We start from the raw sequence: 21,513 nt of genomic DNA on the forward strand, positions 1-21,513 counted from the left end.
GGCGCGGTGGCGTACACCGTTCGGTGCAGCGCCGCCCCGCCCGTCACATGGACCGGATGCGCAGATAGCGTTTGAGGTCGGGCAGCATGGACTTCACGACGAGGGCGAGCGCGGCGGCGAGCACCCCGCTCAGGGCGAACTTCAGCATGGTGTCGTGTTCCTCTCACTGGTGTGCGGTGCGGCGGCGGACGGGGTCGGTTCCTCCGCGCCGACCAGCCGCAGGATGAGCTGTACGGCCTCGTCGACCGCGGCGTCGACGGGTTCGCTGAGCCCGATGCCTTCGGCGACATCGGCGGGTTCGCAGCCGACGACCAGGACGCGCTCCGGGCGCCGGCCGTCGGTGCCCGCGCTGAGGGTGTCCAGGAGCGCGAGCACGGCGTCGGGGGTCATGTGGTGGCCGTCCAGCGCGGTGTCCGGCGGGCGGGCGGCGGGCGCGGTGGCGTCGAGGAGGTAGACGGTGCCGGGGTCACCGCCGCGCGCGGAAGCGTCCACGAGGAGCACGGTGTGGTAGCCGTCCAGCATCTGGTAGGCGAGGTGCACGCCCCGTACGCCGACGTCGACGACCTCGACCCCGTCGGGGAGTTCCTGCTCACCGAGCCGGCGGACGGCCTCGACGCCGAAGCCGTCGTCGCCGAGGAAGATGTTGCCGACGCCGGCGATCAGCGTCTTCGCGGGCCGCCTGGCGACGGATGCCTCGGGACTCACGCGTCCTCCAGGGGAGCGACTTCATCGGGTTGGAAGTACAGGAACCGGCCCTGCTCGCGCCGGATGTCGGCGCCCGGGTCGCCCTCCACGGTCACCGCGAGGTGCACCCCGCCGTCGACGTCGTGCAGGACCGCCTCGACCTGCGCGGTACGGCCCTGGAGGAAGAGGTCCTGGGCGTCGGTGCGCCGCAGGCCGGGGCGCAGCAGCACCCGGCTGCCGGCGCCGACCGACCGACCGTCGAGGGTGATCCGGTCGCGGACGGGATCGACGCTGCGGTCGCTCTCCGGGTCCCACCAGGGGGTGTCCGGGCGGACGCCCGGCACGTCCGGGGCGAGCGTGTCCGGGGCGAGCGTGTCCGGGGCGGCCGGGCCGGGTCCGGTGACCTCGCGCAGGGCCCGTACGGCGCCGTGCAGCCGCTCCAGCACCTCGGGCGGCATGGTGTCGGCGAGCTCGATGACCTCGGCGGCCCGGGGGTCGGTGCCGCGGGCCTCGCGCTTCTCCTCGTCGGTGAGGGCCGCGGTGCGCAGGGTCAGGATCTCGTCGATCTCCAGGGCGTCGTAGAGCGCGCCGGGGCTTTCCGGGGCGATGGCCGGGTGGTCCTCCAGGATGATCGGCGCGGAGAGCACCACATCGGCGCGGCCGGACTCGCCGGCCAGTACCGGCCAGGCGTGCTCGTTGCGGCAGGCCGCGACGGCCGTCTTGGCCCACTCCGGCGGGTCGGTCATGGAGACGAACGCGCCCGCGCTCAGGCCGAGGAGGAGATGGGCGCCGACCAGCGAGCGGGGCAGTGCCGCGGCACGGTCGGCTTCGGCGTGGTCCGGTTGCCAGCCGCTGGTGTTCTCGACGGTCGCGGTCAGCCGGAACGCCGCGTACGGGCCGTCGAGTTCACTCGCGGTCAGCCGGACCCGGCCGTCGATCCGGGCAGTGTGCCGCACCAGCCGGCCGACGAGCTGTCCGTCGGCGTCGTGGACCGGCTCGGTCTCGTTCCGCGCGGGCCGGGTGAACGGGACGGTGACGCCCTCGCCGGTCAGCTTGGAGACATCGGTCGCGAGCGTGACGCGCTCCTCGACGCCCTCGTCCCAGGGGAACAGCACCCGGTCGGGCAGTTCGAGTTCCGGCACGGTCTCGAACCCGCCGTCCGGGGACCGGCGTTGGACCGTGCGCCGCTGGGCGCGCAGAAACCGCAGCTCGGCCGAGAGCCGGGCGCCGGAGCGGGGCTCCATGAGGCATTCGGTGCGCTGGAAGGAGTGCTCCGCGCTGCCGGCGCCCCAGTGCGGCGGGACGAGCACCCCGAACTGCCAGCGGAGCTGGTTCTTGGCGGCGGACGCGCGGTACGGGTAGAGCACATAGCCCTCGAACAGCACGGCGTCGGCCACCTGGCGGGCGGCGGCGAAGCGGTCCGCCGCCTCCTCGGGCAGCACGCTGGTCGTCACGGCGCGGTCCTCTCGCTGACGGGGCGGACGGCGGCGCCCGGGAAGGGCCGGGCGCGCGGTGCGGGCGGTGGGGTGCCGTCGGCGGCGGCCAGCAGCGACTCGACGGTCGCCTGCCAGGAGGGCAGGGCGTGCCGGGAGCGGTAGGCGAGCAGCGCGTCGAGGGTTTCACGGGGCAGCCGCAGCCAGCCGCAGCCGGGGAAGTGTGCCTCGGTCATCTCCTGCCAGACGGCCACCGGCATCCGTACGGACGCTTCCTTGTTCCAGGGCACCGGGTGCACCTGGAAGCCGCCCGCGCCGGCGAACACCGTGCCGGAGAACAACAGCAGCAGCGGGACCTCGCCCTCGCGCAGCGCATGGAAGTAGCGGCCGACCGCGACGTCCAGGTCGTAGGTGCAGGGGACCGGCAGATCCACCTCGGTCTCGCCGGTGAAGCCGGGGACGACCAGCGAGACCTGGGCGAACTGAAGCGGGTGCAGGGTGGTGCCCCAGCGGGACCGCTCGCCGAAGAGGTCGGACAGCGCCTCGGCCTCGTCGGACCGGTAGCCGCGGCGGGCCGGTTCGATACGGAGCTGGCAGCGCAGCGCGAGGGCGTGCACCCGGGCCGCTTCGGCGGCGGTGATACGGAGCCGGAAGAGGAGGGTGGGGGCGGCCGCGTAGCGGTCGGCACGGACGCCGGTGCAGACGAAGGACAGCTCGGTCACGGCCAGTCGTCCTCCCTCGGCTCGCGGGCCCGGCGGGCGACCTTGGTGAAGAAGTCGGCGAGCGCGGCGCGTGCCTCGGCGCCGCCGTCGAAGCCCTGCCACAACAGGCGCATCCGGCCGACGAGTTCGTAGCAGATGTCGACGGGTACCAGGTAGCAGTCGATCCGGCCTTCGGCGCGGCGCAGCAGCAGCGCCTCCACATCGGGCCGGAGGAGGGCGGCCAGCCGGCTGGCGGAGAGCACGGTCTGCCAGGTCGACGGGTCGAGCTCGCTCTCGGTGGCGCCGGCCGGGCTGGGGTAGAGGGCGGCCAGCCGGTCCGGGTCGGCCGTGCGCAGGAAGAAGGCGACACCGACGGGGATCTGGAGCCGGTCCCAGGCCGCGTCGTCGAGGGTGTGGCCGGGGTCGGTGAAGTAGCGGTCGGGGACCGTACGGAACTGTCCCGCGCCGGCGCCGGGCCGGTCGAAGAGCAGCGCGCACGGGGTGCAGGCACAGGCCAGCGCGCGGCGTGCGGTGTCGACCAGGTGGCGGTGGTTGTGCTCGGCGAGCACCACGGCGCACAGTTCGCAGCGCTCGGGGGCGGCCGGCACCGGGGCCCGGAAGCGGCGCAGGCCACGGTGGGCGGGCGGCGGTCCGAGGCGCGGGAGCGCCGATTGCCGGCCGCTCACGAGGCGGTGGCGGCGGTCGGCGGACGACGGGAGATCTGCAACAGCGCCGGCTCGGCCCGTTCGCCCGCCGCCTCCCACCGCATCGCGGTCACCTCGGGCGCGAAGCAGGAGACGGCGGCCTCGACGGCCTGCTGGGCCTGTTGGCCGGTGCTCGGGCAGCCGCAGCCGCCGGAGTCGGCGGTGCGCAGCCGCAGCGTTCCGGTGTCCGCGTCGAACTCCGCGACCTCGGCGGGGTGTTGGCGGCGGACGCTGTCCAGGGCGCGGCCGATGCGGGTCGCGGTGTCCTCGGGGTGCAGATCGTGCAGCACCAGCAGGCTGGTCACCAGCTCGTCGCGCAGCAGCGCCGGCCGGGGGCCGTCGTCGCCCGTGGTGCTGCCCACGAGGTGCATGATCCGGGCGAGTCCCGCGCCGTAGAAGTCCATCAGGACGCGGACGAGTTCCTCGGCGGCGTCGCTCGCCTCGCGGTCGTCGCGCCGCGCGAGGCGGTCCAGCACCTCTTCGACGCGCCGGCCGGTGGTCTCGGCGTTCGGCACGGCGGGGGCCGCGGACGGCGCGGCGGCTCCTGATGCAGTGGCCTGCGGTGCGGCGGCCTGTGCCGTGGTGGCCCGGGCGCTCATCCGGACAGCCCGCTCAGTCCGGTGGGCACATGCATCTTCTCCACCGACTTGCCGTTGCCGACGTACATGTGGACGCCGCACGGCAGACACGGGTCGAAGCTGCGCACCGTGCGCATGATGTCGATGCCCTTGAAGTTCTCCGGGGAGTTCTCCTCGAAGATCGGGGTGTTCTGGACGGCGTCCTCGTAGGGGCCGGGGGTGCCGTAGGTGTCCCGGGTGCTGGCGTTCCACGGGGTCGGCGGGTACGGGTGATAGTTGGCGATCTTGCCGTCCCGGATGACCATGTGGTGCGAGAGGACGCCGCGCACCGCCTCGGTGAAGCCGCAGCCGATCGACTCGTCGGGGACCTCGAACTTCTCCCACGTCTGGGTGCGCCCGGCGCGGACCTCCTCCAGGCCCTTCTCCGCGAAGTGCAGCGCCATGGCGGCGGTGTACGCCTGGAAGTAGGTGCGGGCCCGGTTGCGCTCCAGCGCGTTGCTCCACTTGGGGATCTTCCACTCGAAGCGGGCCTCGGGCCGCGTCATGGAGCGGGGCAGGTCGATGGTGACGCTGTGGCCGGTGGACTTGACGTACGGGGTGTCGACGAGCCCCGACAGGGCCGTGGACCACAGCCGGGCGATCGGGCCGCCGCCGGTGTCCAGGGCCAGATGCTCCTTGCCGTCGAACCAGCGGGGGGACATCACCCAGCTGTACTTGTCGTTGAAGTCCCGCTTCTGCGGGGCGGGGATGGTGTGCTGGTTCCACGGGTGGCGCGGGTCGACGGGGTTGCCGAGCGGGTCGTGGGTGACGAACTGCTCCTGGCCTTCCCAGTCCTGGTAGTAGGAGCTGCCCAGCAGGATCCGGATGCCCAGGTTGATCTCGGTGAGGTCGTTGGTGACCAGCTTGCCGTCGACGATGACGCCCGGGGTGACGAACATCTTCCGTCCCCAGTCCGTCATGTTGCGATAGGTGAAGTCGCAGTGGTCCGGGTCGTTGAGCGCGCCCCAGCAGCCGAGCAGGACGCGTCGCCGGCCGACCTCCTCGTACCCGGGCAGCGCCTCGTAGAAGAAGTCGAACAGGTCGTCATGGAGCGGCACCACCCGCTTCATGAACTCGACATAGCGCATCAGCCGGCTGAGGTAGTCGGTGAACAGCTGGACGCTGGCGACGGTGCCGACACCGCCCGGGTAGAGCGTGGAGGGGTGCACATGGCGGCCCTCCATCAGGCAGAACATCTCCCGGGTGTAGCGGCTGACCTGGAGGGCCTCGCGGTAGAACTCGCCCTCGATGGGGTTGAGGGAGCTCATGATGTCGGCGATGGTGCGGTAGCCGTGGTCGCCCGCGTGGGGGGCCTCGGTGCGCTGGGCGAGCTCCCAGACGCCGGGGTTGGTCTCGCGGACCATCTTCTCGCAGTAGTCGACCCCGACCAGGTTCTCCTGGAAGATGTTGTGGTCGAACATGTACTCGGCGGACTCGCCGAGGTTGATGATCCACTCCCCCAGGTGCGGAGGCTTCACCCCGTAGGCCATGTTCTGCGTGTACACCGAGCAGGTGGCGTGGTTGTCACCGCAGATGCCGCAGATCCGGCTGGTGATGAAGTGCGCGTCACGCGGGTCCTTGCCGCGCATGAAGACGCTGTAGCCACGGAAGACGGACGAGGTGCTGTAGCACTCCGCCACCCGCTTCTGCTTGAAGTCGATCTTGGTGTGGATGCCGAGGCTGCCCACGATCCGGGTGATCGGATCCCAGGACATCTCCGTCAGACCGCTGCCGTCAGCCGCCTTCGTTCTCGGTGCCATCGTGAGTGCCGTGCCCTTCTTTTGCGTGCGCGCGGAGGTGGGGTCGGACGGAGGGTCCGAGGTGCTGCCGGACGGCTACGGGCGGGGTGTGCTCACCACGGTTTCCGGTAGCCGGTGGTCAGTTGGTCGCCGCGGTGGCGCCACTTGGGCTCGTGGTCGACGGTCCTGGCCGTGATGCTCCGGAGACGGCGGACGACGCTGCCGTACGCGGAGCTGGCGCTGCTGGAGATCTTGCCGCCGGGCGGCTCGTCCATGAACGGCATGAACTTGTCGGGGAAGCCGGGCATGGTGCAGGCGATACAGATACCGCCGACGTTCGGGCAGCCGCCGATGCCGTCCATCCAGCCCCGCTTGGGCACGTTGCATTTGACCACGGGACCCCAGCATCCGAGCTTCACCAGACACTTGGGCGAGTCGTAGGTGGTGGCGAACTGGCCCTGCTCGTAGTAGCCGGCCCGGTCACAGCCCTCGTGCACGGTCTCGCCGAAGAGCCAGGTGGGCCGCAGCTGGTCGTCCAGCGGGATCATCGGAGCCGCGCCCGTCGCCTGGTAGAGCAGATAGGTCAGGGTCTCCGAGAAGTTGTCCGGCTGGATCGGGCAGCCCGGCACACAGACGATCGGGATCCCGGCCTTGGAGGTCCAGTCCCAGCCCAGGTAGTCGGGCACGCCCATGGCTCCGGTCGGGTTGCCCGCCATCGCATGGATACCGCCGTACGTGGCGCAGGTACCGATCGCCACTACGGCGAGCGCCTTGGGGGCGAGCCGGTCGATCCACTCACTGGTGGTGATCGGCTGGCCGGTCTCCGGGTCGTCGCCGAAGCCGCACCAGTAGCCTTCCGGCTTGATGGACTCGTTGGGGATGGACCCCTCGATGACCAGCACGAACGGGTCGATCTCGCCGCGTTCGCCCTTGAAGAACCACTCGATGAAGGTGTCCGCGCCACCGACCGGACCGCATTCGAAATCGATCAGTGGCCAGTGGACGGCGATCTTGGGCAGCCCGGGCAGCACACTGAGCGCGATCTCCTCAATGCTCGGCTGCGTCGCGGCGGTGAGCGACACGGAGTCGCCGTCGCAGCTCAGGCCGGCGTTGATCCAGAGAATGTGGATCGGGGACTCGTCCTCGGCGGACGGCTTTCCGTTCGCAGCGGCCTTGTCGGCCACGCTCGAAGCTGCGGACATGGGCAGGTCTCCTAGGCAGATATGCAACGAAAGCGCTCATTCAAGGCTTCCCTCCACCTTGGTAACACCGATGCCCGGACACGGGGCGGTCACCAGGGGCCGTTGCGGTGACACACCACCCGAGCGTCCGAACCGAAGGCCACCGCACCACATTCGGTCACCACCGGCCGCTGTCACGCCACGTGCTCGGGGCCGGTTCGCCCCCCCACACGACACGCCCCCGGCGCACCGTGCGCCGGGGGCGTGCTGTCGTGGCGGAGGCGTCCGCGGCCGCCCTGGTCGCGGGTCCGCGGACCGGGCCGTCAGCCCAGGGCACCGGCCTCCACCGCGGTCACGTCGAACCGCCCGCCGCACACCCGCAGTCCGCGGCTGCCGGTGGTCATCGACTCCTTGGAGCCGGGCGGGTAGACGTAGACGATCTGCGACCTGCCCCAGCACGGGGTGTCCGAGACGCCCTCGTTGAGGGTGTGCAGCAGGGCGTGTGCGCTCTGGCCCGGCCGGAGCCGGACGACGCCGCCGGCGCCGCCCTCGCGGGTGGCGGGCTTGCCGACCGGTGAACCGTCCCGGTTGATCAGCGAGACGCCCGGGAAACCGCGCAGCGAACAGGTCTTCGTGCCCTTGTTCGTGAAGACGAGGGGGTAGCGGATGTTGCCCGCCCCGGCGTCGGCGGCGCCCAGGCGCAGCGACATATTGGCGGCGGTGCAGCGGTCCGAGGCCGCCTCGGTGGAGGTGTGGGCCTCCGCGGCGCTGGGGGCCTTGCCCGTCGGCTTACCGCCGGGCGTGGCCGCCTTCGCCGACGGCCGCTGACCGCCCGTGGAGGACTGCACCTTGGCACCGGACGACGGTGCGCTGCCCTGGGACGACGAGGAGCCGCCGCTTTCCTTGTCGTGGGACGTGGCGCGGGCGGCGGCCGACGAGGGGCGGGATGCGGCGTCGGGGCCGCCCTCACAGGCGGTGAGCGCAAGCGCCGCGACAGCGATCAGCGATCCGGCGGCGACACGACGACCGCGGCCGAGCGTCTTGATGGTGAGCGACATAAGTCTCCCCCTCGTCTGGTAGATGCGAGCTCTCGTAGTGGGGTGCGGTCCGTCCGTTGCTCGTTCCAGCGTGGCCCTGGGCACTGCCGGTCCGCTAACGAGGCACTAACACACCACTAACGAGTGTGGGTCACCGACACGCCGAAAACCCCGGCAACCGGTGTGACCAGCCGGGATGTGGGGCGTGCCGCTCAGACTCGCAGAAAATTCCCGGATTGCGGATGCGGCACCGCCGGGTTCGGCCGTTCCGTCGACCGAGATCACCGGGCCCACGGCCCCCTGCGGACCCACCGGTCCCGGTGGCACCGCCCCGGTTCACCCGCCCGGACTCCCCGAGTTGCGGGCGGAGCGGTGGTGTCGTAGGCGCGCTGCGCACCGGCGAGCGGGGAGTGTGCGCCGTGGCACCGGCGGAGTGCGGGGCCGGCGGCGGCTGCGGCTCTCAGCGGCGCCATGCCGGGCAGCTGCGGGCGGACGGCGGGCGCCGGAGGGGGGGGGGGGGGGGGGGGGGGCGGGGGGGGGGGGGGGGGGGGGGCGGGGCTCCTGTGGGTCATGGGCGGGCCCGGCGGGCCGGGGCTGGCGGGGGGGGGGGGCCGGGGGGGCGCGGGCGGCGCGCCCGCCGTCCGCCGCGCCTAACGGGCCTCCCGCTTCGCCCGGTTCACGGCCGACAGCACCGCCCGCACCGAGGCCATCAGGACGGAGCTGTCCTGGCCCGCGCCCCAGTACGTGGCGCCGCCGATGCGGCACCGTACGTAGGCGACGGCGGCGGCACCGTCCGGGCCCGGGGCGAGGGCGTGGCCGGCCTGGCTGAGGAGGTCGACGGGGTGGCCGGCGGCGGCCAGCGCGTCGGCGAACGCGGCGAGCGGACCGCCGCCGGAGCCCTCGTGGCGCCCCCGGCCGTCGGCGGTGCCGACCCCGCCGAGGTCACAGCGGACGCGGTGCTCGCCCGGCGCGGGCTCGGACGTGCTCCAGGAGTCCAGCATCAGCGGGCCCTCCCGCCCCGGCGCGAGATAGGTGCTCCGGAACAGCTCCCACAGGTCCTTCGGGGTGGCTTCCCGCCCGCTGTCGTCGGTGGCGCGCTGCACCGTGCGGGAGAAGTCGGGCCGCATCTCCGGCGGCAGGTCCAGGCCGTGGTGCAGGTGCAGCAGGTTCGCGATACCGCCCTTGCCGGACTGGCTGTTGACCCGGATGACCGCCTCGTACGTGCAGCCGAGATCGGCCGGGTCGACGGGCAGACAGGGCACCGTCCAGGGCGCCTCGGCCTCCGGTACGCCCAAGTCGGCCGCGCGCCGGGCGTGGTGGCCAGGCCCTTGCTGATGGCGTCCTGGTGGGTGCCGGAGAAGGCGGTGTGGACGAGGTCACCGGCATAGGGGTGGCGTGGGTGGACGGGCAGCCGGATGCAGTCCTCCACCGTGCGGCGGACGGTGCCGAGCTCCGAGAAGTCGATCATCGGGTCGACGCCCTGGGTGTGCAGATTGAGGGCGAGGGTGACCAGGTCGACGTTGCCGGTGCGCTCCCCGTTGCCGAACAGAAAGCCCTCCACCCGCTGCGCCCCGGCCAGCGCGGCGAGTTCCGCGCAGGCCACTCCGGTACCGCGGTCGTTGTGCGGATGCACGGAGAGGATCACCGCGTCCCGCCGCGTCAGATGACGGTGCAGGTACTCGAACAGGCCGCCCAGCGGCTGCGCGACCAGATCACCGGCGGTCACTGGCCGGTGGGCACCAAGCTCCCCGGCGAGACCACGCCGGCCACCACCCTGGGCGTCGGCCGCTCCACGGTCCGCGAGGCCGTACGGGCCCTGGCCGGCGCCGGACTGGTGCGGCCACGCCAGGGCGCCGGCGTCTTCGTGATCGCCACCGAGCCCACCGAGGACTGGCCCACCCGCCTGCGCCGGGCGGCCGTCGCCGATGTCTACGAGGTCCGCGCCATGGTCGAGGTGCAGGCCGCCCGGCTGGCGGCCGCCCGGCACACGGAGGCCGACATCGCGGCGATGCGGGCCGCCCTGGAGGGCCGGCGCGCGGCCGCCGGAGCAGACCACGCGGCCTTCGTGGACGCGGACATCGCGCTGCACGCCGCCGTGGTCGACGTCGCGCACAACCCCGTACTGACCGACCTGTTCACGGAGTTCGCGCCGGCCCTGCGCCAGGGGCTGATCGACCTCGTGGAGCTGCTGGGGCTCCGGGACGAGGACCCACAGCACGGCGACGCCCGGCACGCCGCGCTCGTCCAGGCCGTGACGGACGGCGACGGAGCGGCGGCCGGCCGCGTCCTACGGACCGAACTCGACGAGACACTGGCGCAGCTGCTGGGCCGCTGACCTGCACCGGACGGCCCGCGAACGGACACCCGCCGATTACCGCCGCGCCCCCGTCTTCGACAGGATGGGCGGCATGACCGAGATCCGCACCCCCCGCCTCATCCTCCGCCGCTGGACCGACGACGACCTCGCCCCCATGGCGGACATCCACACGGACCCGCTCGTCATGCGCTGGATCGGCGACGGCTCCACCCTCGGCCTGGACCAGACGGCCGAGGAGATCGAGCGATGGGAGGGGGAGTGGGACGACGAGGGCTTCGGCATCTTCGCCGTCGAACTCCTCGCCTCGGGCGAACTGGCCGGATGCGCCGGTCTGTCCGTCCCCGCGTTCCTCCCGGAGGTCCGGCACGAGGTGGCGATCAGCTGGCGCCTGGGCCGGCAGTACTGGGGCCAGGGCTACGCCTCCGAAGCCGCCCAGGCCGTGCTGGAGTTCGCCCTCCAGGACCGCGGCCTGGACCGCGTCATCGCCGTCAACCGGCTCGGCCACGAGTCCTCCCTGAACGTCGTACGCAAGCTCGGCATGGCCTTCGAACGGGAGGCGACACATCCGGAGTACGGCCATGCGCTGACGGTGCACAGCATCGACCTCACGGAGTACGAGGGCTGAGCGGGCCACCGGCACCACTGGTGCTTCCACCGCCCGCGCCATCAGGCTCGCCCCGGAACCCGGCACACCGAAGTGCGACGGCTTTCTCCCTCCGGCCACACCAGAGCCCTGAAGACCCCGCGGCACGCCGGGACCGACGACGGAGTGCCGTGCATCAAGTCGCTGGCAGAACAGCCGACTTGGGAGCGCGACCGAGGGGCCGCCGCCCTGCCGGACGAGTGGCACCCGGCAGGGCGCCTGCATGTGTCCGCGGGTGTGCGTCTGCGGGTGTGCGTCCTCGTGCCGGAGCCCGTCAGCCGGCGGCTGTCGGTGGCTGGGCCAGGTCCAGGTCCAGGGTTTCGCGGGCGCCGGCGGCGAGGGATATCGGGGCGGCGTGTGGCGGGTAACCGGCCGCGGTGAGGGTGTAGTGGGAGCCGCTCAGGCCGGAGAAGGCGAAGGCGCCGTCCGGTCCGGTGACGGTGTGCCCGGCGACCGTGCCGTCCTCGACGAGGGTCACGGCGGCGGCGGCGAGCGGCCGGCCGTTCGGGCCCCGTACCGTGCCGCGGACGGCAGCAGTCGGCTTCAGGTGGGCGCCCTGCCGTTCCGGGGCCCCGCCGGACAGGTCCACGGCGTGGGCCTGCGGCTGGTGACCGGCGGCACTGAGGACCAGGGTGTAGCGGCCGGGCGGCAGGGGGGAGACCTCCCAGCCGCCCTCGGCGCCGGAGGTCGTACGGGCCACCACAGTGCCGTCGGTATCGGTGACGACGATGCTGCCGCCGGCCAGCGGGGTGCCCTCGGTGCCGCCGAGCAGGGCGCCGCCCAGTCGGCCGGTGCCGGTCCTGGTGCCGGGGCCGGGACCGGTGAGGACCAGGTCGACCCGGGTCTCGGTGCCCGCACCTCGGCAGGTGGCGGAGGCCGCGTGCGGAGTGTGGCCGGGGGCGGCCCCCGTTAGGACGTAGGTGCCGGCCGTGGGGGCGTCGAGCGCGAAGTGACCGTCGGCGTCGGCCGTGGCGATGCCGGCCTGCCGGCCCTGACGGTCGATCAGGGTGATGCTCGCGCCGGGGACCGGGCTGCCGGAGGTGTCCGCCACCCGGCCCAGGAAGCCGGCGGCGTCGGCGCTCGCGGTCGTCGCCTCGATGGACGGCCGGGCGAGGGCCTCGTGCGATTCGGCGACCGGCCGCGCCGCACCCTGGGCTCCATCGGCGTCCACCGCGTCCACCGCGCCGTCGGTGCTCTGGGCGACCAGGGTCGGGCGGGACACGTTGTGCTGTGACGGCAGGAAGCAGGCCAGGGCGACGCCGACGAGGACGGCGGCCGTGGCGATGAGGAAGGAGACCCGGAAGCCGGCCATCGTGGGCACCGTGACCGGCCCCATCTTCTGGGACATATGGGCCAGCACCATGCCGATCACCGCGCTGGACACCGAGGTGCCGATGGAGCGCATCAGGGTGTTCAGGCCGTTGGCCGCACCGGTCTCCGAGGCGTCGACGGCCCCGATGATCAGGGCGGGCAGCGAGGAGTACGCCAGGCCGATGCCGGCCCCGACGACCACCGCGATGATGACGGTCTGCCAGGGGGCGTCCATCAGGCCGATGCCCGCGCCGTAGCCGATCGCGATGACGAGCATGCCGAGCAGCAGCGAGACCTTGGGGCCGCGACGGGCGGCGATCCGGGCGTACAGCGGGGCGACGAGCATCATCGTCAGGCCCAGTGGCGCCATGCACAGCCCGGCCACCACCATCGACTGGCCCAGTCCGTAACCGGTCGAGGTGGGCAGTTGCAGCAGCTGCGGCAGCACCAGGGAGATGGCGTAGAACGCCACACCGACCGTTATCGAGGCGAGGTTGGTCAGCAGCACCTCACGGCGCGCGGTGGTCCGCAGATCGACCAGCGGATCGGCGAGACGCAGCTCCAGCACGCCCCACAGCACCAGGATCACGGCCGCAACACCGAAGAGGATGAGGGTGGTCGGCGAACCCCAGCCCCAGTCGCTGCCCTTGGTGACGGGCAGCAGCAGCGCCACCAGACCGGCCGACAGCCCGAGGGCGCCCACCACGTCGAAGCGCCCCTGGGCCCGCACCTCGGTCTCCGGGACGACGAGGAGGGTGAGCAGCATCGACAGCACACCGAGCCCGGCGGCACCGAAGAACAGGGTGTGCCAGTCGGCGTGTTGGGCGACCAGGGCCGCGACCGGCAGGGCGAGCCCGCCGCCGACGCCGATCGAGGAGCTCATCAGGCCCATGGCCGAGCCGAGCCGCTCGCGCGGCAGCTCGTCGCGCATGACGCCGATACCGAGGGGAATGGCGCCCATGGCGAATCCCTGGAGCGCCCGGCCCACGATCATGGTGACCAGATCACTCGTGAAGCCGCAGACCAGCGAGCCGACGACCATGACCGCGAGGCTGGTCAGCAGCATCCGCCGCTTGCCGTACAGATCGCCGAGGCGCCCCATGATGGGGGTCGAGACGGCACCGGCGAGGAGGGTGGCGGTCATCACCCATGTGGCGTTGCTGGGCGCCGTGTTGAGCAGCACCGGCAGGTCCTTGATGACCGGCACCAGCAGCGTCTGCATCACCGCGACGACGATGCCGGCGAAGGCGAGGACCGGGACGATACCGCCCGGGGATCTCCGCCGCCCGCCCACGGCCGGGTCGGGCCCCGGGGGCGTGGCCGCGGTCTCCGCCGCCCTTGCGGGGAGTTGGTCCGTCGTCGTCCGGGTCATACGTGCGGCCTCCAGGGCGGCAGAGGTGGGTGGGTGTCGTCGGCGGTGAAGCACGCGGCGAGCGGTCGGCGTTCGGGCCGGCGGCGTCGTCTGCGGGCACGGTCACGATCAGGCCGTGGACGGATGGCGGGCCGCTACGCACAAGACTGATACGTGCATGACGAACGTTTTACTCGCGCCCGCTATTCCACTGCGCGACCCCGCATTTGGCCCCAGCGGCGGTGATCTTCCTCACGCCACCCCACTCCCCCGCGCCATATCCCACCCCGCTCATCGCGCCTCCCCCTGATCTCGCGCTCGATACGGACTCCGCTGAACCCGCTGAGACCAGTGAACAGCACACCACTGACAATCCCGTTCGGCGACGGCGAGCCCCCTGGCCCGCCCCGTCGCTACCCCTCACGGCCGCCCCTCCACAACGCCGCTCCCGTCAACGGCGAGAGCCGCCGCGATCTCTCCGCGACGCCTCTGACCTGCACAAGTCATCCATGACTCGTACACACTTCATCATTCAACACCGTCTGCGCGGTATGTTTTCGCCGTCCTCAGGATGCCGCCCGGATCGCCTCCACTCGACCCGGCCCCAGCCGTCGGCCGGGCCGGACTCACCCCGTGACGACATCGACCTCGGCATCGGCCCCGGCATGCGCCAGCGCCTTCCCCTGGAGGGCGGCATCGAGTTTCTCCCCGCGCTCCGGGTCCAGGTTGAGCTTGGCGAGGATGGCCGGCACCGCGATGCTGGGGAGGGTGTGCTGGAAGAAGATGGTCAGGCGCTGGCTGAGGTCGGCCTGATTGGTCATGGCATGCGACATCAACTGGATGCCGGCGAAGGCACCGACGAAGAGTTCGGCGGTCTCGGGCACGACGACGCTCTCCATGACCTCGCCGCGGTCCCGCGCCTGATTCAGCAACTCCACGACGAACCTGGTCCAGGCGAGCATCGACTGCTTGCGGTCCAGGTGGTTGGAGCCCTGCTCGACCGCCAGCCGGGCCGCCCCGCGCTGAATCGGGTCACTGCGCAGCCGGTACGCCAGCACCTGCCCCGAGTCGACGAACTCCTGCAACTTGATCTTCTGCGGCTCCACCGCGATGTCCAGCACATGCTCGTCAAGCACCGCGAGCGCGAGCTGCTCCTTCGAGGCGAAGTGGAAGTACAGGGCGCCCTTCGTCACACCGGCGCGCTCAAGGACTTCGGCGATGGTCGCGCGGTCGTAGCCGAGGTCGTCAAAGACCGAGGCGGCCGCCTCCAAGATCAGTCGCCGGGTCCGGATCGCGCGGTCCTGTTGCGCCACAGGACGCCTCCTGTCTCTCGATGTATTTTCACGTTCCGCATCAGTTAGCTACCGCTCAAGTCGCGCCTGGGCCAGCTACTTGCTCCGTTTCGTCGCCCGGCATTGAAAATAAAACCGGATGGTACGTATCTTAACAGCGCCGGACCTCATCCCATTAAGACGCCTGGGGGCAGTCATGAGCGACACGATGCACGTCAGCGGCGCTGTTCAACCCAGGACTCCGCATCAGACACACCCGGAGCGGAACCACTCCGGCAGCGCCGGGCATCGCCGCGGTCCCGGCGTCCCGCAGGAATTCGTGCACCGTCCGTTCATCGACGACATTCTGGTCACCTCATGGCACCGCCGGGACGAATCCCACTTCTCGCTGACCGCCCAGTGGCCGCACGATCACGGGTACTTCACTCCGGTACATGGCCGTCACCATCTCATTCTCACCGGAGAGACAATTCGCCAGGCCGGGCTGCTGTTGTGCCACACCGAACTCGGCGTCCCGGTCGGCCATCACTTCATCCTCGGGGACCTGGTCTATACAACCCACCCCGAGCATCTGGCCGTTGGGGGCGGCCCCACCCGGCTGACGATCGATGTCACCTGTAGCCGGATGCGGATGCGGGCGGGCACGCTCACCAGCGGGCACTTCGACATGACCATCCGCAAGGCGGGCCGGATCGTCGCGACCGGACACTCCGATGTCACCGTCGCTTCCCCCGCCGTCTACCGCCGGATCCGCGGCGACCGGCTGACCGCGCGCCGCTCGCTCGCCCCGCTCCCCGCGGCCGTACCGCACCACCTGACCGGCAGCGCCGATGACCGCGCCGTCCTGCTCTCCCCCACCGGCCGGCCGGACCGCTGGCGGCTTCGGATCGCACCCGGCCATGCCGCGATGGTGAACCCCGCGAACGACCACATTCCGGGGATGCTGCTGCTCGACGCCGCACAGCAGGCGGCCCGCGTCCTGACCGCACCGCGGGCCTTCGTGCCGTACGCCTTCGGCACGGAATTCCGCCGCTACGCCGAGCACGGCATCCCCTGCGACATCGAGGCGCGTCTCGTCCCGTCCGCGCTCCCCTGCACCACGACGGTCCAGGTCACCGGCTTCCAGGAGGGCCGGCCGGTGTTCGTCTCCACTCTGACGGCGCTGGACGACCGGGGCTGAGCACACCGGTCACGGGCCGGCCGCCTCGCGACCGGCGTCCGCTCCGCACCGGGTCATGAGCGGAAGCGGCTCGTGGGGCGGGGCAGCAGGCCCCGGACATCCCAGCGCAGCACAGCAATTGCAGATCGACGGCGGCAGCGCGCCCGCCACAGGTACACGGAAGGCCAATCGCACTCATGGGTGACCTCAACGGAAAGACCGCGCTGGTGACGGGATCCAGCCGGGGTATCGGCCGGAGCATCGCCCAGCGCCTCGCCAAGGACGGTGCACTGGTCGCCGTCCACTACGGCAGCAATGACACCGCGGCCAAGGAGACGGCCGAGAGCATCACCGGTGCGGGGGGACGGGCCTTCCTCGTGGGCGCGGAGCTGGGCGTCCCCGGTGATGTCGAAGCGCTCTTCGCCGGCTTCGACGCCGAACTCGCCGCCTGCGGTGCGGAACCCGGCCTCGATATCCTCGTCAACAACGCGGCGCTCAACTTCCCCGGGCACATAGACCAGGTCACCCCCGAGGAGTTCGACCGCACCATCGCGGTCAACATCAAGGCCCCGTTCTTCATCGCCCAGCACGGCCTGCGCAGGATGCGGGACGGCGGACGCATCATCAACATCTCGTCGGCGGTGACGAGTACGGCGCACCCGGCGCAGATCGCCTACAGCGTCTCCAAGGGCGGCGTGGACACCCTCACACTCGCCCTCGCCAAGGACCTCGGCCCCCGCGGGATCACGGTGAACACCCTGTCCCCCGGCTGGGTCGAGACCGATGTGACCGCGGGGCGGCGGGCGACGCCCGAGGGGCGGGCCGCGCTGGCGGCCTATTCGGTGTTCAACCGGATCGGCAAGCCCCAGGACATCGCCGACGTCGCCGCCTTCCTCGCGTCCGACGAGTCCCGCTGGATCACCGGCCAGCGCATCGATGTCACCGGCGGCTCGATGCTCTGAGGCCGCCGGCCCCCTGGGTCCGCGTGCCGCGACCGCCGCTTCAGGCGTCGTGGAAGACCAGGCCCAGGGAGTGCCGCCGGCCGGAGCGGACGGTGCTCACGCCGTGGCGCACGGGGCCGGCCGACCAGCCCCGGGCGGAGCGTACGGGGCGGTCACGGGTCGTGAAGATCAGTCCGTGGCCCTGTGGCAGGACGGTGGTGGTGCCGCGGGACCGGGCGCGCGGCCGCTGCTCGACGAGCAGGAACTCGCCGCGGTGTAGTCGGTGCCCTGCTCGTCCAGGCCGATGACGACCTGGAGGGGGAAGACCGTCTCCCCGAAGATGTCGCGGTACAGCGCGTTCCAGTCCCTGTCGATGGTCGAGCGGAAGCGGGGCGGGCTGCCGGGGTGCGTGCCGTCAACCGCGGCGGGCCCGTCGTACAGCGCGCTGAGGGCGCGGCAGTCGGCCGGGGCGAGCAGACGTGGCGTCACCGCGCAGCCCTGGGTGTTGAGTTCCTCGGCCGGCGCCGTCCAGTCCGCGGCCGCGACGCGCCGGGCGAGCGTGCCGGGGCGAGCAGGGCGCTTGGTGCTCGTAGTGGTCGTGGTGGTCATGGCGCGCTCCAGTGGGCGTGGGTCGGTGCGGCGCTCGGGCGGTGGGGCAGCTCAGCGGTGTTCCGGCCAAGCGCCCTCGATGCCGAGGAGTTGCTGCTTGCGTGCGGGCCCGCCCGCGTAGCCCGACAGGGAACCGTTCGCGGCGATCACCCGGTGGCAGGGCCGGACGACCAGCAGCGGGTTCGCGCCGATCGCCGTGCCGATGGCGCGTACCGCACCGCGCGCCGCTCCGATGTCGGCGGCGATCTTCCCGTACGTGGTGGTGGTGCCGTACGGGATGGCCTCCAGTGCCTGCCACACGCGCCGCTGGAAGTCGGTGCCCCGGGTGGGGGCGTAGGCAAGGGCGAAGCGGGTCAGCTCCCCGTCGAAGTAGGCGCGGAGCTGGTGGGCGATGCCGTCGAAGGCAGCGGGGGCGTACGTCCAGCCGTCCTGGACGGTCGCCCCGCCCTTCTGCCCGGGTACGGACAGCGAAGCAAGCGCGGTGCCGCCCGGTGCGGTGGCCGATTCCTCGCCCGCCAGCAGGAGTTCGCCCAGCGGGCTGTCGAGGGTGGTGTAGAGCGTCATGGTCCGGTGCTTTCCGTGGTGGTGGGGCGGGGGCCGGCCGGCTCCGTGACCGGCGCGTTCCAGAAGTGGTGCATCGCGTACGAGCGCCAGGGGCGCCAGGCGTTCGCCCGCTCCCGCAGACCGGCCGTGAGTGCACCGGCCCGGCGGATGCCCGCCAGTACGGCCACATCGCCGGTCAGCAGGACATCGGGGTCCCCGAGGGCGCGCATCCGGATGTATCCGGCGGTCCACGGGCCGATGCCGCGCAGCCCGAGCAGCGCGCGTTCGGCCTCGTCCCGGTCGGCTCCGGCGTCCAGGACGACCGTGCCGTCGGCCAGGGCGGTGCTCAGGGTGCGCAGGGTCGCGCGCCGGGATTCGGGCATCCCGAGTTCGGTGAGCGCGGCCTGCGCGAGGTCGTCGACGCGGGGGAAGAGGTGGGTGAGCGCACCGGCCGGTTCGGGCAGCGGCTCTCCATGGGCGGCGACCAGGGCACCGCCCAGTGTGCGGCCGGCCGCGACCGAGACCTGCTGGCCGAGGACGGCACGGACGGCGAGCTCGTCCGGGGCGGGAGCGCCGGGCGAGCGCAGGCCGGGGTGCCGGTCCACCAGCCGCGCCAGTACGGCATCCGCGCGCAGCCGTTCGGCGACCGCGTACGGATCGGCGTCCAGATCGAACAGGCGGCGCACCCGCTGGCTCGCGGTGGTGAGATCCCGCAGCTCCGCCAGGTGCAGCCGGCAGTCCAGCCAGCCGTCGCCGGCCGCCTCGTCGACCTCGGCGATCCCGGCGCCGTGCGGCAGCCGCAGGGTCCGCCGGTAGGTGCGGGCCCCGGGCTCGCCGCTGACCTCCTCGACACCGGTGATCGCGCGCCGCTGGAGGTGGTCGAAGAGCTGCCGCGCCGCATACGGCCCGCGGAAGGCCAGCCGCAGCGGCAGCACCCCGGGCGTGGTGGGCGGCGCCACCGGGCCGAAGCGAGTCCCCTTACCGGGGCGGGCGGCACGCAGCTCGCTCGGGGTGAGCGCGTAGATCTCCTTGATGGTGTCGTTGAACTGCCGCACGCTGGCGAAGCCCGCCGCGAAGGCGATCTCGGCCGCCTGGAGTCCGGTGGTCTGAAGCAGGACCCGGGCGGTGTGGGCGCGCTGTGCCCGCGCCAGGGCCACGGGCCCGGCGCCCAGCTCGGCGTTCAGCTGCCGCTGGACCTGCCGGGCGCTGTAGCCGAGCCGGGCCGCCAGCCCGGCGACCCCTTCCCGGTCGACCACACCCTCGCTGATCAGCCGCATCGCCCGCCCGACGACATCGGCGCGGGCATTCCACTCCGCCGAGCCGGGCACCGCATCGGGGCGGCAGCGCCGGCAGGCGCGGAATCCGGAGCCCTGGGCGGCCGCGGCGGTCGGGAAGAAGGCGACATTACGGCGTCGGGGCGTGGTGGCGGGACAGCTCGGCCGGCAGTAGATCCCGGTCGTGGACACCGCGAAGAAGAAGGCGCCGTCGAATCGGGCGTCCCTGCTGCGCACCGCCTCGTACCTGCTGTCCTCGTTCATCACAGGGTCCACTGTGCAGCAGGTCAGGCGGCGGCGCCGGCGGAAATCGGACGGAGCGTTCGGGGGGTGCCGGACTGCGCGGCGCGACCTGGGCACCCCGACGGGCCGACAGAAAACGGCGGAACTCCCCGGAGATCAGACAGAGTTCAGGAATCCCACGGCGTCCCGCCCGCGCTACGAGGCCACTACCGTAAGGATCACGAGAATCAGCAAGATCACGAGAGTCTCCCAGCGCATCGCCCTCCGCAGGACACTCAGGTCCGAAGAGCCGCCCGACCCGGCACGGGGCGTCATGCACCCGCTGTCGTCGCTCACGCCCTGCTCCGCTCCTTGCCGCCGGCTCCCCGGCCGACGGCCTGCCGCTCGTCGGCGGTCAGCGCATCCCTCCGGCCCACGGCACCGAGAGACGGGTACGGCCACGGCGAACGGCTGCTCGGCCGGGAGGTCAGGCCGGGGGCATCGGCCAGTCGTCCAGTGAGCCTCCGCGCCATTCGACGAGGCGGGGATCGTCCAGCGCGATGCTTCCGGCCGGGCCGGTGACGCCCGCGCGGCGGAGGAACTCGGCAACATCGCCGCGGCCATGGGCCAGGCCGACGATCTGCCCACGCACGGTCACCCGTCGGCCACCGGAAGGCGTCGGCGGGTGCACGATGACAGGCGGATGCTCGGTCATGCATCCAGCGTGCGCCGGGGTTCGCGCTCGCGCATTTCGGCAGCCGCCGGGCGCGTCAATCCTCCTCGACGGGCAAGGGCGGTACGCGACAATCATGGCCATGACCATGGATGATCTGATGATTCCCGATACCCGCGCCTGTCGTGCCGCGCTGGAGGTGGCGAGCGCCTACTGCTCACCCGCGCTGCTGAACCACTCCGTGCGGGCGTATCTCTGGGCGGCCGCCTACGCCTCGGCCCACGACATCGCCTTCGATCCGGAGCTCCTCTATGTGTCGGCGATGTTCCACGACATCGGCCTGGTGAAGGAGTTCGACAGCCACACCGTGCCCTTCGAGGAGGCGGGCGGCCATGTGGCGTGGGTGTTCGCGGCGGGCGCCGGGTGGCCGGTGGAGCGGCGGGTGCGGGCGTCCGAGGTGATCGTCCGGCACATGTGGGACGAGGTGGACGTGGTCATGGATCCGGAGGCCCATCTGCTGGTGTTCTCCACCTCGTTGGACATCTCCGGGCGGCGGCCCGACGCGCTGCCGGCGGAGCTCCGTACCGAGGTGCTGGCGCGCCATCCACGGCTCGGCCTCGGCGAGGAATTCCTGGCGTGCTTCCGGGACCAGGCCGCGCGCAAGCCGGACAGCTCCCCCGCGGCCGCGGTCGCCCAAGGCATCGCCGCGCGGATCGCCGCCAATCCGCTGGATGCGCGCGGCGCGTAGCGGACGCCCCCTGGACCCGAGGCCCGAAGGCCGTGGCCGTCGCCCGCGGCACGAGGAAGCCCCGGCCAGACGGGGGGACGCTGGCCGGGGCGGCTCGGGCGGGGTGCCGCAGCACCCACACCCAATTGAACGGTGAACTACAGCTGCGCGTTCCAGGCCGCGGGGTGATGACCGTCACCCCGCCCGCGCACGGCGCGCCCCCGCCCACCGGGAGGAACCCGCCGATCCTGCTCAGCCTTCGGTGGTGTGTCCGGAGAGGCGTTCGACGCCGCGCAGGAGGGCGGAGTGGTCGAGGCCGCCGTCGCCCTGGGCGCGCAGGGAGGCGACGAGTTGG

At 72.3% G+C, this 21,513-nt stretch carries 19 protein-coding genes and 3 pseudogenes; 5 read left to right on the forward strand and 17 right to left on the reverse strand.

What is annotated here, in order from left to right; translation table 11 throughout:
• Positions 1 to 43: 43 nt before the first annotated feature.
• From ACFWJW_RS29860 to ACFWJW_RS29905, 10 genes and pseudogenes are all read right to left on the reverse strand, one after another.
• Positions 44 to 148 carry a DUF6893 family small protein gene (locus ACFWJW_RS29860; RefSeq protein ID WP_387247250.1) on the reverse strand — a complete coding sequence of 35 codons (105 nt, stop codon included), beginning with the start codon at positions 146 to 148 and terminating at the stop codon, positions 44 to 46.
• Positions 142 to 705, reverse strand: coding sequence for a hydrogenase maturation protease (locus tag ACFWJW_RS29865; protein ID WP_387247252.1), 564 nt, complete (start codon positions 703 to 705; stop codon positions 142 to 144). Before ACFWJW_RS29865 ends, ACFWJW_RS29860 begins: the two co-directional genes overlap by 7 nt.
• Positions 702 to 2,138 (reverse strand): hypothetical protein, encoded by a 1,437-nt coding sequence (locus ACFWJW_RS29870; protein WP_387247254.1) that lies wholly within the window; start codon positions 2,136 to 2,138, stop codon positions 702 to 704. The genes ACFWJW_RS29865 and ACFWJW_RS29870 overlap by 4 nt, the downstream gene beginning before the upstream one ends.
• Positions 2,135 to 2,839 (reverse strand): DUF6084 family protein, encoded by a 705-nt coding sequence (locus ACFWJW_RS29875; RefSeq protein ID WP_387247256.1) that lies wholly within the window; start codon positions 2,837 to 2,839, stop codon positions 2,135 to 2,137. The genes ACFWJW_RS29870 and ACFWJW_RS29875 overlap by 4 nt, the downstream gene beginning before the upstream one ends.
• The gene (locus ACFWJW_RS29880) at positions 2,836 to 3,504 is read right to left on the reverse strand and encodes a DUF5947 family protein (RefSeq protein WP_387247258.1); all 669 of its coding nucleotides are present in this window, start codon (positions 3,502 to 3,504) and stop codon (positions 2,836 to 2,838) included. Before ACFWJW_RS29880 ends, ACFWJW_RS29875 begins: the two co-directional genes overlap by 4 nt.
• Positions 3,501 to 4,121, reverse strand: a complete 621-nt coding sequence (locus ACFWJW_RS29885) for a hypothetical protein (protein WP_387247260.1) — start codon at positions 4,119 to 4,121, stop codon at positions 3,501 to 3,503. Before ACFWJW_RS29885 ends, ACFWJW_RS29880 begins: the two co-directional genes overlap by 4 nt.
• Positions 4,118 to 5,899 (reverse strand): nickel-dependent hydrogenase large subunit, encoded by a 1,782-nt coding sequence (locus tag ACFWJW_RS29890; RefSeq protein WP_387247262.1) that lies wholly within the window; start codon positions 5,897 to 5,899, stop codon positions 4,118 to 4,120. The genes ACFWJW_RS29885 and ACFWJW_RS29890 overlap by 4 nt, the downstream gene beginning before the upstream one ends.
• Before the next feature lie 92 nt (positions 5,900 to 5,991).
• A complete protein-coding gene (locus ACFWJW_RS29895) occupies positions 5,992 to 7,080 on the reverse strand; it encodes a hydrogenase expression protein HypE (protein ID WP_235464213.1) in 1,089 nt (362 codons plus the stop codon).
• A 302-nt stretch (positions 7,081 to 7,382) separates the two neighbouring features.
• Positions 7,383 to 8,117, reverse strand: coding sequence for a DUF4232 domain-containing protein (locus tag ACFWJW_RS29900; RefSeq protein WP_387247264.1), 735 nt, complete (start codon positions 8,115 to 8,117; stop codon positions 7,383 to 7,385).
• A 629-nt stretch (positions 8,118 to 8,746) separates the two neighbouring features.
• Positions 8,747 to 9,777: pseudogene (locus tag ACFWJW_RS29905) on the reverse strand (alpha-isopropylmalate synthase regulatory domain-containing protein); the annotation flags it as partial.
• Here ACFWJW_RS29905 and ACFWJW_RS29910 point away from each other — a divergent pair.
• Positions 9,760 to 10,431 (forward strand): FadR/GntR family transcriptional regulator, encoded by a 672-nt coding sequence (locus ACFWJW_RS29910; protein ID WP_387247266.1) that lies wholly within the window; start codon positions 9,760 to 9,762, stop codon positions 10,429 to 10,431. The pseudogene ACFWJW_RS29905 and the gene ACFWJW_RS29910 overlap by 18 nt on opposite strands.
• Before the next feature lie 73 nt (positions 10,432 to 10,504).
• Positions 10,505 to 11,038, forward strand: coding sequence for a GNAT family N-acetyltransferase (locus ACFWJW_RS29915; RefSeq protein WP_387247268.1), 534 nt, complete (start codon positions 10,505 to 10,507; stop codon positions 11,036 to 11,038).
• A gap of 292 nt (positions 11,039 to 11,330) precedes the next feature.
• Here the strand turns inward: ACFWJW_RS29915 and ACFWJW_RS29920 are convergent, their stop codons facing one another.
• Both ACFWJW_RS29920 and ACFWJW_RS29925 read right to left on the reverse strand, forming a co-directional pair.
• Positions 11,331 to 13,739, reverse strand: coding sequence for an MFS transporter (locus ACFWJW_RS29920; RefSeq protein ID WP_387247270.1), 2,409 nt, complete (start codon positions 13,737 to 13,739; stop codon positions 11,331 to 11,333).
• 605 nt (positions 13,740 to 14,344) lie between these two features.
• Positions 14,345 to 15,031: a ScbR family autoregulator-binding transcription factor gene (locus ACFWJW_RS29925; protein WP_387247272.1), complete on the reverse strand. Its 687-nt coding sequence runs from the start codon at positions 15,029 to 15,031 to the stop codon at positions 14,345 to 14,347.
• 187 nt (positions 15,032 to 15,218) lie between these two features.
• Between ACFWJW_RS29925 and ACFWJW_RS29930 the strand changes: the two genes are divergently transcribed.
• Complete coding sequence (locus ACFWJW_RS29930; RefSeq protein WP_387247290.1) at positions 15,219 to 16,190, forward strand: ScbA/BarX family gamma-butyrolactone biosynthesis protein; 972 nt, start codon at positions 15,219 to 15,221, stop codon at positions 16,188 to 16,190.
• A gap of 176 nt (positions 16,191 to 16,366) precedes the next feature.
• On the forward strand, positions 16,367 to 17,131 hold the full coding sequence (locus ACFWJW_RS29935; protein ID WP_387247274.1) for an SDR family oxidoreductase: 765 nt from the start codon (positions 16,367 to 16,369) through the stop codon (positions 17,129 to 17,131).
• A gap of 40 nt (positions 17,132 to 17,171) precedes the next feature.
• On the opposite strand, the pseudogene ACFWJW_RS29940 reads toward ACFWJW_RS29935, so the two are convergent.
• The 4 genes and pseudogenes from ACFWJW_RS29940 to ACFWJW_RS29955 form a co-directional block, all read right to left on the reverse strand.
• A pseudogene (locus tag ACFWJW_RS29940) lies at positions 17,172 to 17,719 on the reverse strand (2OG-Fe(II) oxygenase).
• A gap of 51 nt (positions 17,720 to 17,770) precedes the next feature.
• A complete protein-coding gene (locus ACFWJW_RS29945; protein ID WP_387247276.1) occupies positions 17,771 to 18,283 on the reverse strand; it encodes a methylated-DNA--[protein]-cysteine S-methyltransferase in 513 nt (170 codons plus the stop codon).
• The gene (locus ACFWJW_RS29950; protein ID WP_387247278.1) at positions 18,280 to 19,800 is read right to left on the reverse strand and encodes an AlkA N-terminal domain-containing protein; all 1,521 of its coding nucleotides are present in this window, start codon (positions 19,798 to 19,800) and stop codon (positions 18,280 to 18,282) included. The genes ACFWJW_RS29945 and ACFWJW_RS29950 overlap by 4 nt, the downstream gene beginning before the upstream one ends.
• 445 nt (positions 19,801 to 20,245) lie before the next feature.
• Positions 20,246 to 20,473: a hypothetical protein gene (locus tag ACFWJW_RS29955; protein ID WP_042158238.1), complete on the reverse strand. Its 228-nt coding sequence runs from the start codon at positions 20,471 to 20,473 to the stop codon at positions 20,246 to 20,248.
• 100 nt (positions 20,474 to 20,573) lie between these two features.
• Here ACFWJW_RS29955 and ACFWJW_RS29960 point away from each other — a divergent pair, with 100 nt between their 5' ends.
• Positions 20,574 to 21,179 carry an HD domain-containing protein gene (locus ACFWJW_RS29960; RefSeq protein ID WP_387247280.1) on the forward strand — a complete coding sequence of 202 codons (606 nt, stop codon included), beginning with the start codon at positions 20,574 to 20,576 and terminating at the stop codon, positions 21,177 to 21,179.
• Between the two features lie 231 nt (positions 21,180 to 21,410).
• On the opposite strand, the pseudogene ACFWJW_RS29965 reads toward ACFWJW_RS29960, so the two are convergent.
• Positions 21,411 to 21,513 (reverse strand): annotated as a pseudogene (locus ACFWJW_RS29965) (2-hydroxy-3-oxopropionate reductase); the annotation flags it as partial.

The sequence above is a fragment of the Streptomyces sp. NPDC127097 genome (assembly GCF_042724075.1).
GTDB lineage: Bacteria > Actinomycetota > Actinomycetes > Streptomycetales > Streptomycetaceae > Streptomyces.

What these genes read in the sequence shown, in the direction of transcription:
- ACFWJW_RS29860 (WP_387247250.1), bottom strand. Translation starts at nt 148, where the DNA reads ATGCTGAAGTTCGCCCTGAGCGGGGTGCTCGCCGCCGCGCTCGCCCTC.
- ACFWJW_RS29885 (WP_387247260.1), bottom strand. Translation starts at nt 4,121, where the DNA reads ATGAGCGCCCGGGCCACCACGGCACAGGCCGCCGCACCGCAGGCCACT.
- ACFWJW_RS29890 (WP_387247262.1), bottom strand. Translation starts at nt 5,899, where the DNA reads ATGGCACCGAGAACGAAGGCGGCTGACGGCAGCGGTCTGACGGAGATG.
- ACFWJW_RS29895 (WP_235464213.1), bottom strand. Translation starts at nt 7,080, where the DNA reads ATGTCCGCAGCTTCGAGCGTGGCCGACAAGGCCGCTGCGAACGGAAAG.
- ACFWJW_RS29900 (WP_387247264.1), bottom strand. Translation starts at nt 8,117, where the DNA reads ATGTCGCTCACCATCAAGACGCTCGGCCGCGGTCGTCGTGTCGCCGCC.
- ACFWJW_RS29910 (WP_387247266.1), top strand. Translation starts at nt 9,760, where the DNA reads ATGACGGTGCAGGTACTCGAACAGGCCGCCCAGCGGCTGCGCGACCAG.
- ACFWJW_RS29915 (WP_387247268.1), top strand. Translation starts at nt 10,505, where the DNA reads ATGACCGAGATCCGCACCCCCCGCCTCATCCTCCGCCGCTGGACCGAC.
- ACFWJW_RS29920 (WP_387247270.1), bottom strand. Translation starts at nt 13,739, where the DNA reads ATGACCCGGACGACGACGGACCAACTCCCCGCAAGGGCGGCGGAGACC.
- ACFWJW_RS29930 (WP_387247290.1), top strand. Translation starts at nt 15,219, where the DNA reads ATGCACGTCAGCGGCGCTGTTCAACCCAGGACTCCGCATCAGACACAC.
- ACFWJW_RS29935 (WP_387247274.1), top strand. Translation starts at nt 16,367, where the DNA reads ATGGGTGACCTCAACGGAAAGACCGCGCTGGTGACGGGATCCAGCCGG.
- ACFWJW_RS29945 (WP_387247276.1), bottom strand. Translation starts at nt 18,283, where the DNA reads ATGACGCTCTACACCACCCTCGACAGCCCGCTGGGCGAACTCCTGCTG.
- ACFWJW_RS29950 (WP_387247278.1), bottom strand. Translation starts at nt 19,800, where the DNA reads ATGAACGAGGACAGCAGGTACGAGGCGGTGCGCAGCAGGGACGCCCGA.
- ACFWJW_RS29955 (WP_042158238.1), bottom strand. Translation starts at nt 20,473, where the DNA reads ATGACCGAGCATCCGCCTGTCATCGTGCACCCGCCGACGCCTTCCGGT.
- ACFWJW_RS29960 (WP_387247280.1), top strand. Translation starts at nt 20,574, where the DNA reads ATGACCATGGATGATCTGATGATTCCCGATACCCGCGCCTGTCGTGCC.